The organism is Marinomonas flavescens, assembly GCF_004352835.1.
Taxonomy (GTDB): Bacteria; Pseudomonadota; Gammaproteobacteria; order Pseudomonadales; family Marinomonadaceae; genus Marinomonas; species Marinomonas flavescens.
On sequence record NZ_SJSB01000026.1, the window covers coordinates 1 to 16323 of the forward strand.

17 protein-coding genes and 1 pseudogene are annotated in these 16323 nt (G+C 40.3%); 1 reads left to right on the top strand and 17 read right to left on the bottom strand.

Annotated elements, in window-relative coordinates; genetic code table 11:
* The 16 genes and pseudogenes from E0D70_RS16945 to E0D70_RS17020 all read right to left on the bottom strand — a co-directional run.
* A partial coding sequence (locus E0D70_RS16945; protein ID WP_165942925.1) for an IS66 family transposase zinc-finger binding domain-containing protein occupies positions 1-716 on the bottom strand: 716 nt, incomplete at its 3' end.
* Positions 717-742: 26 nt separating this feature from the next.
* Positions 743-1105 carry an IS66 family insertion sequence element accessory protein TnpB gene (tnpB, locus tag E0D70_RS16950; RefSeq protein WP_133013460.1) on the bottom strand — a complete coding sequence of 121 codons (363 nt, stop codon included), beginning with the start codon at positions 1103-1105 and terminating at the stop codon, positions 743-745.
* Between the two features lie 56 nt (positions 1106-1161).
* Positions 1162-1320, bottom strand: a complete 159-nt coding sequence (locus E0D70_RS17525; protein WP_165942926.1) for a hypothetical protein — start codon at positions 1318-1320, stop codon at positions 1162-1164.
* A 26-nt stretch (positions 1321-1346) separates the two neighbouring features.
* A complete protein-coding gene (gene tnpB / locus E0D70_RS16955; protein WP_133013461.1) occupies positions 1347-1709 on the bottom strand; it encodes an IS66 family insertion sequence element accessory protein TnpB in 363 nt (120 codons plus the stop codon).
* Between the two features lie 97 nt (positions 1710-1806).
* Positions 1807-2094, bottom strand: a pseudogene (locus tag E0D70_RS16960) (transposase); the annotation flags it as partial.
* Positions 2095-3274: 1180 nt separating this feature from the next.
* On the bottom strand, positions 3275-4417 hold the full coding sequence (locus E0D70_RS16970) for a glycosyltransferase family 4 protein (RefSeq protein WP_240537181.1): 1143 nt from the start codon (positions 4415-4417) through the stop codon (positions 3275-3277).
* Positions 4414-6282, bottom strand: a complete 1869-nt coding sequence (gene asnB, locus E0D70_RS16975; protein WP_133013463.1) for an asparagine synthase (glutamine-hydrolyzing) — start codon at positions 6280-6282, stop codon at positions 4414-4416. Before asnB ends, E0D70_RS16970 begins: the two co-directional genes overlap by 4 nt.
* Positions 6283-7350 (bottom strand): glycosyltransferase family protein, encoded by a 1068-nt coding sequence (locus E0D70_RS16980; protein WP_133013464.1) that lies wholly within the window; start codon positions 7348-7350, stop codon positions 6283-6285.
* A gap of 51 nt (positions 7351-7401) precedes the next feature.
* Entirely contained in the window at positions 7402-8649 is a 1248-nt protein-coding gene (locus E0D70_RS16985; protein WP_133013465.1) for an O-antigen translocase, read from the bottom strand.
* Positions 8646-9764: a DegT/DnrJ/EryC1/StrS family aminotransferase gene (locus E0D70_RS16990; protein WP_133013466.1), complete on the bottom strand. Its 1119-nt coding sequence runs from the start codon at positions 9762-9764 to the stop codon at positions 8646-8648. The genes E0D70_RS16985 and E0D70_RS16990 overlap by 4 nt, the downstream gene beginning before the upstream one ends.
* On the bottom strand, positions 9761-10285 hold the full coding sequence (locus E0D70_RS16995) for a GNAT family N-acetyltransferase (protein ID WP_133013467.1): 525 nt from the start codon (positions 10283-10285) through the stop codon (positions 9761-9763). The genes E0D70_RS16990 and E0D70_RS16995 overlap by 4 nt, the downstream gene beginning before the upstream one ends.
* Complete coding sequence (locus E0D70_RS17000; protein ID WP_133013468.1) at positions 10282-10884, bottom strand: acyltransferase; 603 nt, start codon at positions 10882-10884, stop codon at positions 10282-10284. The genes E0D70_RS16995 and E0D70_RS17000 overlap by 4 nt, the downstream gene beginning before the upstream one ends.
* A complete protein-coding gene (locus E0D70_RS17005; protein WP_133013469.1) occupies positions 10884-11282 on the bottom strand; it encodes a sugar 3,4-ketoisomerase in 399 nt (132 codons plus the stop codon). The genes E0D70_RS17000 and E0D70_RS17005 overlap by 1 nt, the downstream gene beginning before the upstream one ends.
* The gene (gene rfbA / locus E0D70_RS17010; RefSeq protein WP_165942928.1) at positions 11279-12160 is read right to left on the bottom strand and encodes a glucose-1-phosphate thymidylyltransferase RfbA; all 882 of its coding nucleotides are present in this window, start codon (positions 12158-12160) and stop codon (positions 11279-11281) included. The genes E0D70_RS17005 and rfbA overlap by 4 nt, the downstream gene beginning before the upstream one ends.
* Positions 12157-13269 carry a dTDP-glucose 4,6-dehydratase gene (gene rfbB / locus E0D70_RS17015; protein ID WP_133013470.1) on the bottom strand — a complete coding sequence of 371 codons (1113 nt, stop codon included), beginning with the start codon at positions 13267-13269 and terminating at the stop codon, positions 12157-12159. Before rfbB ends, rfbA begins: the two co-directional genes overlap by 4 nt.
* Positions 13266-14282, bottom strand: a complete 1017-nt coding sequence (locus E0D70_RS17020) for an NAD-dependent epimerase (RefSeq protein WP_133013471.1) — start codon at positions 14280-14282, stop codon at positions 13266-13268. The genes rfbB and E0D70_RS17020 overlap by 4 nt, the downstream gene beginning before the upstream one ends.
* Positions 14283-15595: 1313 nt before the next feature.
* On the opposite strand from E0D70_RS17020, the gene E0D70_RS17025 reads away from it, so the two are divergent.
* Positions 15596-15784, top strand: a complete 189-nt coding sequence (locus E0D70_RS17025; RefSeq protein ID WP_133013472.1) for a hypothetical protein — start codon at positions 15596-15598, stop codon at positions 15782-15784.
* 262 nt (positions 15785-16046) lie between these two features.
* Here the strand turns inward: E0D70_RS17025 and E0D70_RS17030 are convergent.
* The coding region (locus tag E0D70_RS17030; protein ID WP_133013473.1) for a transposase domain-containing protein at positions 16047-16323 on the bottom strand (277 nt) is incomplete at its 5' end.

The window sequence follows — 16323 nt, forward strand, 5'->3', positions numbered from 1 at the left end:
CAATCTGACATCGTCTGCCGACTCAGCTCGATCCCATATTGTTTGAACATCGATTCTTGTCTATACAGAGGTAAGCTGTATTGGAACTTCCCCGTAATGATTTGGCTGAGTAAGCTGGGCGTTGCGATGCCTTTAGGCATAATGCTCGGTGGCATTGGGGCTTGTTTAATGTGATTTTTAACGCCTGTTTTTTCACATTCTCGGCAAGCATACTTAGGCCGTACTGTTTCGACCACTTTAAGTTGTGCGGGGATAAACTCTAACTTTTCAGACGAGTCTTTGCCAATCTGATGAAGCTTGCCTTCGCAGCACTTGCAGATTTTTTCCGATTCTGGGAGATCAAGAACCACGATGTCACGAGGCAGATCTTTCGGTAACGGCTTACGTTTTGGTTTGGTTCGAACGTAAGATACGACCTGAGTATCAGGCACGACCACGTCATCGCTTGCTTCAGCAGTGCCTTCATCAAACAACTCGCCTTGCCCTGGAGAGAGCTCAGAACTTTTCCCAAACTGTTTTTGTTGAGCTAAACGCCATTGCTCAAGAATCAGCTGATATTTAGACTCCCATTCAGCGATTTTGCTATCTTTTTCTGTTAATGCTTTTTCTTGCTCTATCAATGACGACTCTTTTTCACCCAGCAGCAGAGACTGCTCAAGTAAAAGAGCCTTAAGCGATTCAACGTCATTGGGTAGGTTATCAGGAAGTATTTTCATGGCTTGGATTATACCAAGCGAATACCCTAATCGTCATGATATCGATAGGTTAAATGTGGGTGAGCTTCTTGTAAGTTGAGCGCAAGACCATCTAGCAACCAATTCAGCTGACGGGGTGAGACTTGAATTGACAAGTGTTCATCATTAATACCAGGCCACTGAAAATGACCTTTTTCGAGACGCTTATAATGCAACCAAAAACCATTCGACGCCCATTGTAAGATTTTGACTTTATCGCGCGCTCGACCGCAAAAGACAAAAACCTGTTCGCTACAAGGCTCTTTTTCCAGATCGTACGCGACGATATTGCATAGCCCATCAATGGCTTTACGCATGTCCGTGGGACCACAGATCAAAGTGACATGGTGCTGAGAGGAGGATGTAAACATAAGCCTTATGTTCCTGTTGAGAAAACAAAAGACTTTATGGTTTTTGGAAGGAATTGCTATGTGGGGTTTAACCGACGCTTACCAAGAATCCGTTCGTATTTTGATGCCCACTCAGCAAGTTGATCGTCTTTTTTACCTAATAGTAATGATTGCTCAAGTAAAAGAGCCTTAAGCGAATCAACGTCATTGGGTAAGTCATCTGGGAGCATTTTCATGGCTTGGATTATACCAAGCGAATGCCCTAATCGTCATGATATCGATAGGTTAAATGCGGATGAGCGTCTTGTACATTGAGCGCAAGGCCATCTAGCAACCAATTCAGCTGACGGGGTGAGACTTGAATTGACAAGTGTTCATCATTAATACCAGGCCACTGAAAATGCCCTTTTTCGAGACGCTTATAATGTAGCCAGAAGCCATTCGACGCCCATTGTAAGATTTTGACTTTATCGCGCACTCGACCACAAAAAACAAATATGTGGTCGCTACAAGGTTCTTTTTTCAAATCGTACGCAACAATATTGCATAGCCCATCAATGGCTTTACGCATATCGGTTGGCCCACAAATGAGGGTCACATTAAGTTGATCAGAAGCCGTAAACATGAGTCTTTTATTCCAATTTAAAAAATAAAAGACTTTATGGTTTTTGGAAGAGATTGCTATGTGGGGTTTAGCCGACGCTCACTTTTAAAAAGACACTGTCCAGCGACAACCCAGCAAAAAGGCGTATTGATATGATTTCATAAAGTGCATCCTCCATGGCAGGATCGCTCATGTTGTATCAATGCTGCATGCAGTGAATGCGAAATATGGTGGACAATGGATACGGTCTTCTTCCTTTTCCTGCTTTAGGATAAAAAGGCTCAATCACGGCCTCAAGCTGATCCCAAGGCATCAATTCATCCATCCGCGAAAGGGAAATTTCTTTGCGTGTTTTACGACGCTTGTTGCTGAATTCGCTGTCGGCAAAAGTAATTTGATGTGACATGACTAAGCTCGAAGTTTAAAAATGAATTGTCTCATGTGAAAGACTTATTCGCATATTCCCTAGCATTTTTCTAATAATCCACTGATTTTAACTCACCTTAACCTATCTATTTATTTATTTATTTATTTATAAAATTTAAATTAGACGACGATAATCTTAGCACAGAAGACTATATGAAATTGTACATTTTTAATGCATATAAAATTGAAAATACATTTAACGCACACAATAATAATAAAAATAAATTCGCACCAAAAAAGGTCAGCGCTAATTTATAATATAAAAGAGAGAGCAATAAGCTTTGAACAAAAATTAGTGGAATCAACATTTTAGCAAAGAACAGGTTCCCATTAAAAACAATTAAAATTAGAAATGGTATTGTATATATTGATAGCAGATATAGATTCTTATTCAAAAAAATTGCAACTTTATATTTTATAAAAATAAAAAACAATGAAAATAATGAAAATATAATGGTGAATGGCAAAAACCTGTCAGTTTTACCAAAACCAGAGTTTAAATATTGCATGTAATAAGGTGGGAAGGGAAAAAAAGGAAGCAGGTATTTAAAGGAAATTAGAAGAAAAAAACCACTGAAAACCGCAATAAAAATATGATACCTAACCTTAAGTTCTCTATAAAAAAACACCCAAGAAAACACCAAAACAAACAAAATAGCGCCATAATGTACTAAAAAAGTTAGTAGAAAAAGAGGGATGAATCTTAATTTACCATTCAATATTTTTAAAGAAAAAAACAAAGACAAGGACATAGCCAACCCCATCCTGATTGAAGTACCCAAATAATAATTAAGTATAGAGAAAACTATAAAATTAAATATCAATACAGAAAAAAACCAATTTGAATAAAAAAACTTAAGCCAAAATTTACTAAGTAAAAAATATATGATAGCGCTAGTAAAAGCAATTGAAAATTTAGCAGGAATATTGAGAATGTTAAAAAGATTCATATAATATTGAAAAACAATCTCAATCCGCCCATTACTGAAAGGGGAATTGAAAAGTTCTATATAATTACCTCTATCACTTGCTGTATTCATAACAAGAAAAGAAATGAAGACTACAAACATCAAATTATAAAATATGAATATTGAATTATATTTTATTTTCAAATCTACCTCTAATATCATGTCTATAAAAAATAAAAGTCACTACGAAAATCATTCAATACTCCAGTTTTTTTGATAATCATCAACCATTGTATCAATGCTAAAGTTTTCTACTATACGTTCACGGCAAGCTTTTTTTCTTTCAGCCCATTGTTCAGGAAAGCATTCTTTTTCATGCAAAGCTTCTGATATAGCATTAGCCAATGCTTTAGGGTCTTTCGGCGGAACAACCCAACCAGTATGACCAACAATGCGAGCTGCATCACCCACGTCTGTAGTTACACAAGGCGTTCCGCAAGCCATGGCTTCAGCCAGTACGTTGGGGAATGCCTCTCCAAATGATGATGATAAAACATGGAGTGTAAGGCTGTTCATTATTACTGGGATATCTTTTCTCTGATCGAGCAATAGGACTTCACCATTCAAGTCCAGCGCTTTTATTTTTTCAATTAGCGTTAAATTGACACTATTTAAATCGCGACCTACTAAAGCCAGTTTATATGATACCCCCCCTTTTTTAAGAATTGAAAAAGCTGATAACAAACCGAAATGGTCTTTTTGGGGATCAAACCGACCAACCATACCAATAATAGGGAAAATATCACCCAGCTCTTCGCTTAATATTTTCTGTGCATCCGGCATAATCTTTAAATTAGAAAGGTTATACCCGTTAGAAATCACTGTCATTTTTGCAAAACTGTAACCAATCTTTGAATGCACTTCTACTGCCTTCTCTGCACAACAGATTACCCCCTTAGGTACAAAAGTACTCAACTTAGCACACAACTTAGCAATAAGGATGGTTGAGCGTTTTGAGTGCTCTGGGTCTAATGTTGTGTGTCGAATATTCCAATACACATTCTTTATTCCTGCCAACCTCGCTACGAGACCACCAATTAAATCAGCATGGTACATCCAAGTCTGTACAACATCAGGTTTGAGTGACCGTAAAAGCTTAAAAAGCTTATATAGCCCAACTATGCTCACACGACCTGCTTGCATATCAAGACAATGTACATCAATGCCAGCCTCATTTAATAACGGGCCATACTTCCCTTCATCCATTAAGGATATTACTACATGTCTGTTATTTTTATCATGTGTGCACAGGCGGTATAGTACAGCTTCTGCACCACCATTATTTAACCCAGTAATAATGTGTAATACTTTTTTTCTTTTTGAAACCTTACTCACTGAGCTTCCAACCATGCTTGAAACATTAAAATACTCCATAGTTTTGAGGCGTTATCGGATTTACCCGCTAGATGCGCAAGCCAAGCTTCTCTTATTGGTTTAGGGTTAAAATATCCCTCTGAAATTAAACGCTTTTCAGAAAGAAGCGATTCAGCCCATTCACGTAATGGACCTCTCAACCACTGAGCTAAAGGAATAGAAAAACCTTTTTTCGGTCGATCAATCATAGCTTTTGGCACATGACGATATAATACCTCTCTTAGCGCCCACTTCCCTACTCCATCACGAATCTTCATGTGTTGAGGTAGCTGCCAAGCAAATTCAAACACACGATGATCTAATAAAGGAACACGAGTTTCTAAGCTATTTGCCATCGCAGCCCGGTCTACTTTTACTAAAATATCATCAGTCATGTATTGACCAGCGTCCATTGCCATCATCCAATGCTCAAAACTATCTGTTGTGGGCCATTGCGTTGGATCAGACAAGTACACATCAAGATTAGAAGAACCAATTACAAGGTCAGTCGCATTAGTCCAATGGCTCATCATTAGTTGATAAAACTGCTGTCTATCTTTTGCAGGAAAAACAGATAGCAGTTTTTGTATTTTGTTTGGCAACGGTAATCCCGAAAGAACCTGCGCTGCTAATGTTCTCAAAGGTGTTGGTAATAATTTAACTTTATTCCAGATTTTAGGAGCAAAATGATAAGGATTATAGCCACCAAATAATTCATCTCCACCATCACCACTAAGTGTCACTGTGACTTGACGCTTCGCCATTTGACTCACTAAAAAGGTAGGCAACTGAGAACTGTCCGCAAAAGGTTCGCAGTAAATACTTGCCAGTTTAGGCACCAAGGCTAACGCATCATCAGCACCCACATAAAGCTCGGTGTGGTCGGTGCCTAGATGCTGGGCGACCTCTTTAGCATAAATAGCTTCATTGTAGCCAGGCTCATCAAAGCCAATTGCAAAGGTTTTAATTGGTCTATTAGATTGCTTTTGCATTAGCGCTACTACTGCGCTGCTATCTACTCCACCGCTTAAAAAAGCCCCCAGTGGAACATCTGCCAACATTTGATCTTTTATTGACTCCGTTAGTCTATTTTCTAACTCATCGACTGCTTGCGATTCATTGCCAGTAAAAGGGTTTTGAATACCATTTCCAATGGTTTGCTTAAAGGACCAAAAAGCCTTAGGTTCAACATCACATCGTTTCTGCCCTTTAGCAATCTGTACAAAATACCCTGCTTTTAGTTTCTCAATGCCTTGGTAAATACTGTGTGGTGCTGGTATGTAGTTATAGCGTAATAATAAAGCAAGGGAATTCCGATCAACTTGTGCATTAAAATCTGGAAAAGCTTTTAATGCTTTAAGCTCAGAGCCAAATAGCAAAGCATCATTATTCCACCCCCAATACAATGGCTTTTCACCAAAGCGATCACGAGCTAAAGTAAGTACATTTTCGTGTTTATCCCATAAAGCTATAGCAAACATTCCAACAGTTGCTTGGAGTGTCTGTTCAATACCCCAAGAACTAAAACAAGCCAATAGAGTCTCTGTATCAGAATGACCACGCCACTCAGGCGCTTGGTTCTGTTGTTCTAATTGGATACGGAGTTTTTTATGATTATAAATTTCACCATTAAAAGCAATGAGATACCGATCACAAGCAGACTGCATAGGCTGATGACCAGCTGGTGATAAATCAACGATTGCAAGACGAGAATGAGCGAAACCAACACCTTCATCAAACCAAACGCCTTGATCGTTTGGTCCACGGTGTTGTATCGTATTTACCATATTCATCAAATCAATATCAGGAGAAATAGAGTTCCCTAGAAAACCAGCTATACCACACATTTAGTATTTGCCCCATGTTTCAATATATTGTTGAGCAACTTTTATGTGGCCATGTACATTTTCAGCAAACTGACGACTTTCATAACCTAACTTCTGAATTTCATTCTTTCGTTCTAGTAAATTTTCAACTTGTTGAATGATGCTTTGTGCGTTTGGTTTTAAGTTTATTACCGGGCTAGACTCTACACCTAAGCTGATTAAACTCTCAGGTTCAACCCCACCCAGCACAACCTTCCCCATTGCGAGTGCATAAATTCCATTAACCCCTAGTGAATAACTATTCATCTGGTCAATCACAACGTTGGTTCTTCTCATAAGCTGAAGATATTCATTTAATGGCATTTTTCCATCTATTACGAGCTCTAAGTCATTTGGATATTTATTTCCTAAATACTCAAAAGCCTCTTCTACATGCCTAGTACCTTTAAACCCATATCGATTTAATCCATGAAACACAACAAGTTTCTTACCTAGTTTATTATCTTCATATACAATTTTATCCATATTCATAGGAATCGGAATAGTATTTAAACGCTTGGGCTGTCCTTCATAGCTTTTTTCATATTCGTACATTATTGGGATAAGTCCGTTTGACTTTTCTAACATCCGTTTATTAAAGTCAAAGGCCTTATCAGTTTCCATATAAAAACGATCAGAATTAAGATCGTATTTTAAAAAATCATCAAATGGTCCATACTCAAGTGCTTTTCTTCCATATTTCCAAAAAAAAGCATCATCGCCAGCACCAGATAGGAAGAACTTTTCATTTCCATCTATAATTTTTTGTAAAAAAAATCGTTCAAAAAAATACCCTCTCCCAAAAGCAAAAGGGTTAATCAGTTGTACTACATCATATCCTGTCAGTTGATCCAACTTACATAGAGGAGTTAAACGACTACTAAGCTTACCAAATAAACTAGGTAAGCTTGAAGTAAATGAAATATCACAAGGTACTTTCTTAAACCCGTCACCATGAGCTGCTACAACTGCATCATACCCAAGCTCAACAAGCCCTTCTTTGAGGTTTTTATGGAAAGCACTATACTCACCTAATAATAGAATTTTCATTTCTTTTCTTTCCCTAAAAACTGCAATGATGTTCTTTTAATATAATTAACATTATCCAACCCACGATTTTCTCATCACGAAAATCATTACAATCAAATAAAGCATATAATTTAATGCAAACGAATAGCTCATCCCAATCAATCCGTATTGACTTACAAACCAAATAGACAGTAGTACAAAGCTGACACTAAATGCTATTTCAGTAATAATAAAAGTTTTTGTCATAGCTTTAGCAAGCATGAGATAAGCAATCAACCAAGCGGCTAGCTTAATAACATCTCCCACTAGCTGCCAAAAAAATAGATCTCGAATTGCATAAAAATCTGGCGTAAATAAAAGCCAAATAATAAAATCCTTCAGTACAAAAACACCTACTGACATTGCAATAACAATCGGCATTATAATCTTATAACCGCTTAATAATTCTCTTCGAAGCTCTGCTTTGTCCGTTATTTCTGACAATTTTGGCAAGTAGTAGATACCTAGTGCTGTGGTGACTACCATCAAATACATAGTCGAGATATACCACATGGCTTGCCAGTAGCCTGCGTCTTCCCAACCGAGTGTTTCACCTATGTAGTTACGGATAATCAAGTGCGATACCGGCACTGTCAAACCCGAGGTTACAGCCATAGCGGCAAAGCCTACGAGTTTTTTGGCTTCTGCTGTATCAAATGAGCGCTTAAAGTTTGCGAGCCTAATAACGGGATGTTTTCTAAGCATCCAAAGTACAATGAGCAGTATTACGGATTGATTAGTAACCATGGCAATCAATGCACCATCTAACCCAAGCCACACAATTAACAAGGTAGTAAAAATCAAACTGTATACACTTTGGATGATATTGATCATCACCCAGGTTTTGATCTCTTTTAGGCCGTTTAAAATCGAAAGCAACAGGTTATTGATAACAAATAATACAATTGTAAAACCAAATATGACGAAGATATGGGTGTAACTCTCAGAATGCAACACTCGCAACGATGCATATCGAGAAAAAGCGACAATAGCAGCCCCCACAAACAAAGAGGTTGTTAGGCAAATTTTACTCGCCGTGCTAAACAGCACAGGCGTTCGGCTATCATCTTTACCGTATTCAGCTGTGTATTTAGTCACTCCACTATTAATGGCACCTTGCGCTAGAGTCGTTACCATTTGGCTAAAGCTTTGTAGCTGACCAATAAGCGCCAGCCCAGACGGCCCGATATAAATCGCAACGGCTTTGTTGATAACTAGCGCAGAGAGCATTTTTATAGCCGTGGCAATAAAACTCAATATAGACGTTTTGACTAAAGTCATTTAAAAGTCGCCACCGCTTTAATCACTCCTTTTATCTCTTCACTTGTCATCACTGGGCTTACAGGCAAACTCATCACTTGTTGGTGGATGCTTTCAGTCAACGGGTGAGTCTGATTTGACCAGTCCTGATACGCTTTTTGCTGATGTGGCGGTATTGGGTAGTGTATTAACGTTTGAACGCCTTGCGATATCAGGTGCTGTTGTAACATTTCCCGTTTTTCACAACGAATCACAAACAAGTGCCATACATGAGATTCGTAGCCTTGGATATCTACCGTTTTGTCTTGAATAGGCAGGGTAATGTCGGAATGATCTATGCCGACACAGTAAGCGGCGGCGACTTTACGGCGATGTGCTATTTCTGTGTCTAGGTGACGAAGTTTTACTCTGAGCATTGCGGCTTGTATTTCATCTAGACGACTGTTAACGCCTTGGTACAAATTCTCGTATTTTTTATGGCTGCCATAGTTACCTAACGCTCTTAAGGTACTTGCCAATTCAGCATCGTTGGTTGTCACCGCACCAGCATCACCCAACGCGCCTAGGTTCTTACCAGGGTAGAAACTAAAACCTGAAGCATCGCCCCAGTTACCGGCTTTTACACCATTAATACTGGCACCATGAGACTGTGCAGAGTCTTCAAGCACAAGCAACTTGTGTCTTTTAGCAATATCCATAATCGCAGGCATATCCGCCATTTGGCCATAAAGATGTACAGGTAAGATAACACGGGTTTTGTCTGTGATAGCGGCTTCAGCATTAGTAGGACAAAGGTTATAGGTTGCTAGATCTGGCTCAACTAACACAGGCACTAGACGATTTTCGGTAATAGCAAGAATACTGGCAATATAGGTATTCGCAGGCACGATCACTTCGTCCCCTTCTTTTAACTTACCTAATTCTTTCCAAGCTCTTAGTGTTAGTGTTAGCGCATCTAAGCCATTTGCGACACCAATACAATGCTGTGTGCCGCAGTAATCAGCAAATTCCCGCTCAAAGGCTCTTACTTCTTCACCCTGTATATACCAACCTGAATCAATAACCCGAGCACACGCTTCTTTTAGCTCTTTTTGGTATTGAGAGTTAATAGCTTTTAGATCTAAAAATGGGATCAATTTAAATACCTTTTATATTTCTGTTTCACTTTTAAATAATCTTCAAACTTGTAGTTGAAATAAACATTCAATTCATCTTCGTGTGTCACTTGAGCACCAAAGCGTCGATGGAAAGCAATGACTCTATCGTTGCCTTTACGAACATCAAAATGCGCTTGTCGGTAGCCTAATTCATTAAATCCGAATTCATAAACTAAGAGTGCCGATTCAATCGCAGTCGTTTGAGGCGCACCATCTTTTATTAGCCAACTTCCCCAGCAAAATGAATCTGGTTGTAAATCATAAACGCGGACTAATCCTAAATTTTCGTGTTGTTTATTCTCAATAACAAAGTAGTACTCTAACGCTTGTTCTTCTTTTTGCTTGTAACCTTCTAACCAAGCCTTTTGTTTTAGCAAATCATTTTCGACTGGGCTTAAATACTGTGATTTATGTTGCAATAGCCTCAGGTTCAATATGAATTCAGCATCTTCTACTTGAGCTACTCTTAAGTTGATACGCTTCCCTTGAATGAATTTCATGCCACACCTCGTAAAGAGTGGACATAAAACTCATCGTCATTTATCGCTGTTCTGTTCTGTTCTGTTAGTAGATTATTCATCATGGCATAACTCTTTTTACAAGTGACGCAATTAAGCTCAATCAGTTTTGTACCACACTGACACACCCAGCCATTTTGCTTAGCAGGATTGCCATAAACCAATGCATGGCTTGGAACATCTTTTGTAATGACACTGCCAGCGCCAATCAAAGCATATGCACCGATGTTAACACCACCAATAATAGTCGCATTGGCACCAATTGAAGCATGATGCTCTATCGCTGTTTTTAAAAATTCACTCGGGTGCTGTTTTGATCTTGGTGTGAAATCATTTGTAAAAGTAACATTCGGCCCAACAAAAACATTATCGGCAATCCGTAACCCATCCCATACTTGAACACCTGATTTAATGGTTACGTTATTACCTATAACCACATCGTTTTCAATGAATGTCAGCGCATTAATATTGCAGTTTGCACCGATTTTAGCACCTTCTAAAATCACAGAAAATTGCCACACTTTTGTGTCTTCACCGATTTGATCAGTTTGAACGTCAGCCAATGGGTGAATGTAAGGCATTATCGAGAGCACTCCAAAAACTTATCATAATCACGAATATAGTCACTTTCATCATAGCATTCGCTAGCTAACACTAGCAGTACGCAGTCTTCACTAAAGTCATGCATTTCATGCCAGATCATATCTTCAATCAGGATGCCTTTTGTGGGCGAGTCGATCCATACATCTTCTCGATGTTTGCCGCCATCTAACACCATACGGCACCGCCCTGTGACACAGACCGCGACTTGTTTAAGTTGTTTATGGGCATGAAAACCACGCGCAACACCTTGCTCTGTACCAAAAATGTAATACACACGTTTAATGTCAAACGGGATGCTTTTGTTTGCTTCAAGGGCAACCAAAGAGCCTCTATCGTCGCCCAACGGTGGGAAGTCAATTAATTGAACTAAGCTCACAGGCCTTCCTTAATAATTTCTAATAGATACTGACCATAGCTATTTTTCGCTAACGGCTGTGCAAAAGCCTTTATCTGCTCTTTGCTCAACCAACTATTATTAAAAGCTATCTCTTCTAAACAAGCGATTTTATAACCTTGGCGTTTTTCAATGGTTTCTACAAATTGTGCAGCTTCTAATAAACTCTCATGAGTGCCTGTATCTAACCACGCAAATCCCCGACCTAGCATCTGAACGTTGAGCTTATTTTGTTGTAAGTACATTTCGTTGAGACAAGTGATTTCCAGCTCACCACGATGAGAGGGCTGTACTTGTTTTGCAAGCTCTACTACAGAGTTATCGTAAAAATACAAACCAGTGACAGCAAAGTGCGACTTAGGGTTAGCAGGCTTTTCTTCTATAGAAATGGCTTTTTGATTTTTATCGAATTCGACAACACCAAAACGTTCAGGATCTTTAACCTGGTAACCAAAAACAGTCGCACCTTGACCATTTTTAGCATTATCAACCGCTTGTTTTAGCTTAGGCGTAAAGCCTTGACCATAGAAAATATTGTCGCCCAATACCAAACATACATCATCATCGCCGATAAACTCTTCACCCAGAATAAAGGCTTGAGCGAGACCATCAGGGCTAGGCTGAATAACATAACTCAGCTCAATGCCAAACTTAGAGCCATCACCTAATAGTCGCTGAAAGCTACTTTGGTCTTCTGGTGTGGTAATAATTAATACTTCTTTAATTCCTGCCAACATCAATACAGACAAGGGATAGTAAATCATTGGTTTATCATAAACAGGCAACAATTGCTTAGATACCCCAATGGTAATGGGATAAAGGCGTGTGCCTGAACCACCGGCTAAAATGATTCCTTTCATATATTGGCGCCTTTTTCCGTTTGTTCAGCGAGCGTGCCAAGGCGCTCACGTTGGTAGGAGCCATCTTGCACGTTATCGCACCATTCTTTGTTATCTAGATACCACTGTACAGTTTTGCACAGACCTGTTTCGAAGGTCTCTTCTGGCGTCCAGTTTAGTTCAGCGCTCATTTTGGTTGCATCAATGGCATAGCGACGATCATGACCTGGTCGATCGGCAACATAGGTAATTTGCTCTGCGTAGGATGTTACTTTGGGCACCATTGCATCTAAAATATGACAAATGGTTTGTACCACTTCAATATTTTGTTTCTCGTTATGACCACCAATATTGTAAGTCTCGCCTACTTTGCCTTCGGTAACGACTTTGTATAAAGCGCGAGCATGATCTTCTACGTATAACCAATCTCGAATTTGATCACCTTTACCATAAATAGGCAGTGGTTTGCCTTCTAAAGCATTCAGAATGACTAAAGGAATCAACTTTTCAGGAAAGTGATATGGGCCATAATTGTTAGAACAATTGGTTACTATTGCTGGAAAGCCATAAGTTCTTAACCAAGCCCGAACAAGGTGGTCACTTGAGGCTTTACTCGCAGAATAAGGGCTACTGGGTGCATAAGATGTTTGCTCGGTAAATAACGGCAGCTCTTGATCTAGGCCATTTCCCTCTTGCTCATCAGGATGGGGTAAATCTCCGTATACCTCATCGGTCGAGATATGATGAAAGCGAAACGCTGATTTTGAATCGTCACCCAAAGTGTTCCAGTATTCCCGAGCAGCTTCTAGCAGTGTGTAAGTACCAACGATATTGGTCTGAATAAATTCTGCAGGGCCTGTAATGGAGCGGTCTACATGACTTTCTGCTGCAAGGTGCATAACCGCATCAGGCTGATGCTTTGCAAATACTCGATCAAGCTCAGCTCGGTCACAAATATCGACCTGTTCAAACGCATAGCGATCACTATCTACAACTGAGACTAAAGACTCTAAGTTTCCTGCATAGGTCAACTTATCAAGATTCACCACACTGTCTTGAGTGTTTTGTATGATATGACGAATTACAGCAGAGCCTATAAATCCTGCGCCGCCGGTTACTAGTATTTTCATTTCTGCTGCCCTTTATGAGCGTTCAATTCATGCTGAAATTCTTTGTACCATTCCACAAATTTGACCATGCCATCTTGAATACTTGTTGCAGGTTTGTAGCCTACTGCGGCTTCCAGTTGTGTGGTGTCTGCGTAGGTTTTGGGTACATCGCCTGGCTGCATATCCATATAGATTTTCTTAGCTGGTTTGCCACAGGCTGCTTCTATAGCTTCTATAAATTCAGATAGCTGAATTGGCTGATTATTACCAATATTGTAAATTGAGTACGGTGCTTTTGTTTCTGATCCTTTATCAGACGTTTGTCCAGGGACAACATCCTGAATACGGATGACGCCTTCTACAATGTCGTCTATGTAGGTGAAATCACGCATCATTTTTCCGTGGTTAAATACCTTGATCGGCTTATCATTCAGAATCGCTTCGGTAAATAACCAAGGCGCCATATCAGGTCGGCCGCCAGGGCCATAAACTGTAAAAAAGCGTAGCCCTGTCGTCGGGATGTTATAAAGATGTGAGTAAGAATGCGCCATTAGTTCGTTGGCTTTTTTACTTGCTGCGTACAATGAAACGGGCTGATCAACTTGGTCAGATTCACTGAATGGCACCTTTGAGTTCATACCGTAAACTGAACTTGAAGAAGCATAGACTAAGTGCTCTACCTTGTTTTGGCGACAACCTTCTAAAATAGTCAGCATGCCAATCAGGTTGCTGTCGGCATAATCAAACGGGGCTTCTATGGAGTAGCGTACTCCGGCTTGTGCGGCTAAATGGATAACTCGTTGAAATTGCTCTTCTTTAAAGAGTTGAGCCATTCCTTCACGATCTGCAAGGTCTAATTTTACAAAGCGAAATTGTGTATGAGGCAGCAATTTATCTAAACGGTGTTGTTTGAGCTCAGGGATGTAATAAGTATTTAAATTATCTAGACCTACTACTTCGTGACCAGATTCTAGTAAACGCAAACAAACGTTAGTACCAATGAAGCCAGCCGCTCCGGTTACAAGAAATTTCATACTCTATAGATTCCAAATATTCAGGTTGGAGTTGGATAAAGTGCTTTTAAAGGCATCGATAGTTACTTAGGAGCGCTTATATCTTGACAGCAAAGGTCTATGAGAAAAATGAATAAAGAGTTTCTTGTATATAGGCAGGTCATTTCACTTAAATCCTTTTTATGCAAATCAATTAGCAGTGTTCAATGCGTGAACAATTCTAAAGTAATGATTTGATTAGTGCAAACAATATGGCGTGGAAATATTTTAGAGCAGTGTGGGCTGTTGAGGGTTCAGAGGTCAGTTTTGATTACGGTGTGCAAGTGACAGTGCCATTACAGACAGTTCAAGGGCCAGTGATAGTGACAGTGCACAACCCCCTCCAGCTCCCCCTTGAAAATAAGGGGGAGAGTTAAGGCAAGGGCGTCTAGGTTTTCACTGGTGTCTTGTGTTGTTGGGTTTATTGGTGCGGTGGCCATCAGCCGCTCTTTTTTAAAGATAAGCAGACCCACAAGTAACAGGGCAAGTGCAAGTAACAGATCAAGGGCAAGTACCAGTGCAAAACCCCCTCCAGCTCCCCCTTGAAAATAAGGGGGAGAGCAAGGGAAAGGGCGTCGAGATTTTTACTGGTGTCTTGTCTGTTTGGGCTTATTAGCACAGTGGTATCTGGGCTAAAGCCCAGCCCACAAGAACAAGACCATTTGGTTGTAGGAGCATTACTTTGATCACAGGTGTCTCGTCTGGTTGCCTCGTGTATTCCGAGGTCATCAGCCTAAAGGCTGACCTACATGTGACAGGTCAAGGTCAAGGGCGTCTAGATTTTCACAGGTGTCTCGTCTGTTTGGGCTTATTAGCACAGTGGTATCTGGGCTAAAGCCCAGCCCACAAGAGCAATGTCTGTAGTGTTTGGGTTTATTAGTGCAGTGGCCATCGGCCGTTCTTTTTTTAAGGTAAGCAGACCTACAAATGACAGGTCAAGTGCAAGTTGGTTGAATCAGGTTAATCCTGAATGTCAGGTCTTGTGGGTTCGCCTTTAGGCTAATAACTGGAGATTGTTTGAATCCAACCATCGGTTAAAGTCGAAATGATGGTGATGGTCTGGGGATTGGTCTGTTCATTTGTGGGCTGGCCTTTAGGCCAGTAACTGGAGATTGTCTAAATCCAATCATCGGTTAAAGTCCAAAAGGTAGGTGATGGTTTTGTCAGTTGAAAAATAGAGCCATGTTAATCAGTGGTGTCTCGTCTGGTTACCTCGTGAATTCCGCGGCATCTGGGCTAAAGCCCAGCCCACAAGAACAAGGTCAAGACCATCTAGATTTTCACTGGTGTCTCGTGTGGTTGGTTTTATTGGTGCAGTGGTCATCAGCCTAAAGGCAGACCTACAAGTGACAGATCAAGATCAAGATCAAGGGCGAGTTGGTTTTATTGGTGCAGTGGTCATCAGCCGCTCTTTTTTCAAGGTACACAGACCTACAAATGACAGGTCAAGTGCCAGTGCACAACCCCCTCCAGCTCCCCCTTGAAGATAAGGAGGAGAGCTAGGGCAAGGTCAAGGGCATCTAGATTTTTACTGGTGTCTCGTGTAGTTGGTTTTATTGGTCCAGTGGCATCTGGGTGCTCTTTTTTAAAGGTGAGCAGACGCATAAGTGATAGGTCATCGTTATGGTAATTTAGTATTAAGTAGGTTTAGGCCTTTTTCAATAAATTTGAATATGTCGGTAAAGTAGCCGTTGGCAATGATTGAGCGCACTATCGTAAGCGTTCATTCTAGGGAGTCATTGACTCTCAGAGCAATGGCGATTTCAACGGGTTGTCTGCGAACAGTTGCTTCCATCGTCTTGGGATCAAGTCTACGGTGTCTTTTGCTGGATGTTGGCTGACTCGTTGCAAGACATCTGTCAGGTAGACGTTAGGGTCGATGTCGTGCAGCTTGCAGGTGCTGATTAGGCTTTGGATGATGCCAACGTGTTCGGCGCCCAGTTCTGTCCAACAGAAGAGCCAGTTTTTCTTACCCATTGGGATAGGTCTTATCTCTCGCTCTAGGTGATTAGTGTCCATGGCG

Coding starts and splice junctions, on each gene's coding strand:
- rfbB (WP_133013470.1), bottom strand. CDS start 13,269: ATGAAAATACTAGTAACCGGCGGCGCAGGATTTATAGGCTCTGCTGTA.
- E0D70_RS16985 (WP_133013465.1), bottom strand. CDS start 8,649: ATGACTTTAGTCAAAACGTCTATATTGAGTTTTATTGCCACGGCTATA.
- rfbA (WP_165942928.1), bottom strand. CDS start 12,160: ATGAAAGGAATCATTTTAGCCGGTGGTTCAGGCACACGCCTTTATCCC.
- E0D70_RS17020 (WP_133013471.1), bottom strand. CDS start 14,282: ATGAAATTTCTTGTAACCGGAGCGGCTGGCTTCATTGGTACTAACGTT.
- tnpB (WP_133013460.1), bottom strand. CDS start 1,105: ATGTTTACATCCTCCTCTCAGCACCATGTCACTTTGATCTGTGGTCCC.
- tnpB (WP_133013461.1), bottom strand. CDS start 1,709: ATGTTTACGGCTTCTGATCAACTTAATGTGACCCTCATTTGTGGGCCA.
- E0D70_RS16995 (WP_133013467.1), bottom strand. CDS start 10,285: ATGAAATTCATTCAAGGGAAGCGTATCAACTTAAGAGTAGCTCAAGTA.
- E0D70_RS16980 (WP_133013464.1), bottom strand. CDS start 7,350: ATGAAAATTCTATTATTAGGTGAGTATAGTGCTTTCCATAAAAACCTC.
- E0D70_RS17525 (WP_165942926.1), bottom strand. CDS start 1,320: ATGAAAATGCTCCCAGATGACTTACCCAATGACGTTGATTCGCTTAAG.
- E0D70_RS17000 (WP_133013468.1), bottom strand. CDS start 10,884: ATGCCTTACATTCACCCATTGGCTGACGTTCAAACTGATCAAATCGGT.
- asnB (WP_133013463.1), bottom strand. CDS start 6,282: ATGTGTGGTATAGCTGGTTTTCTAGGGAACTCTATTTCTCCTGATATT.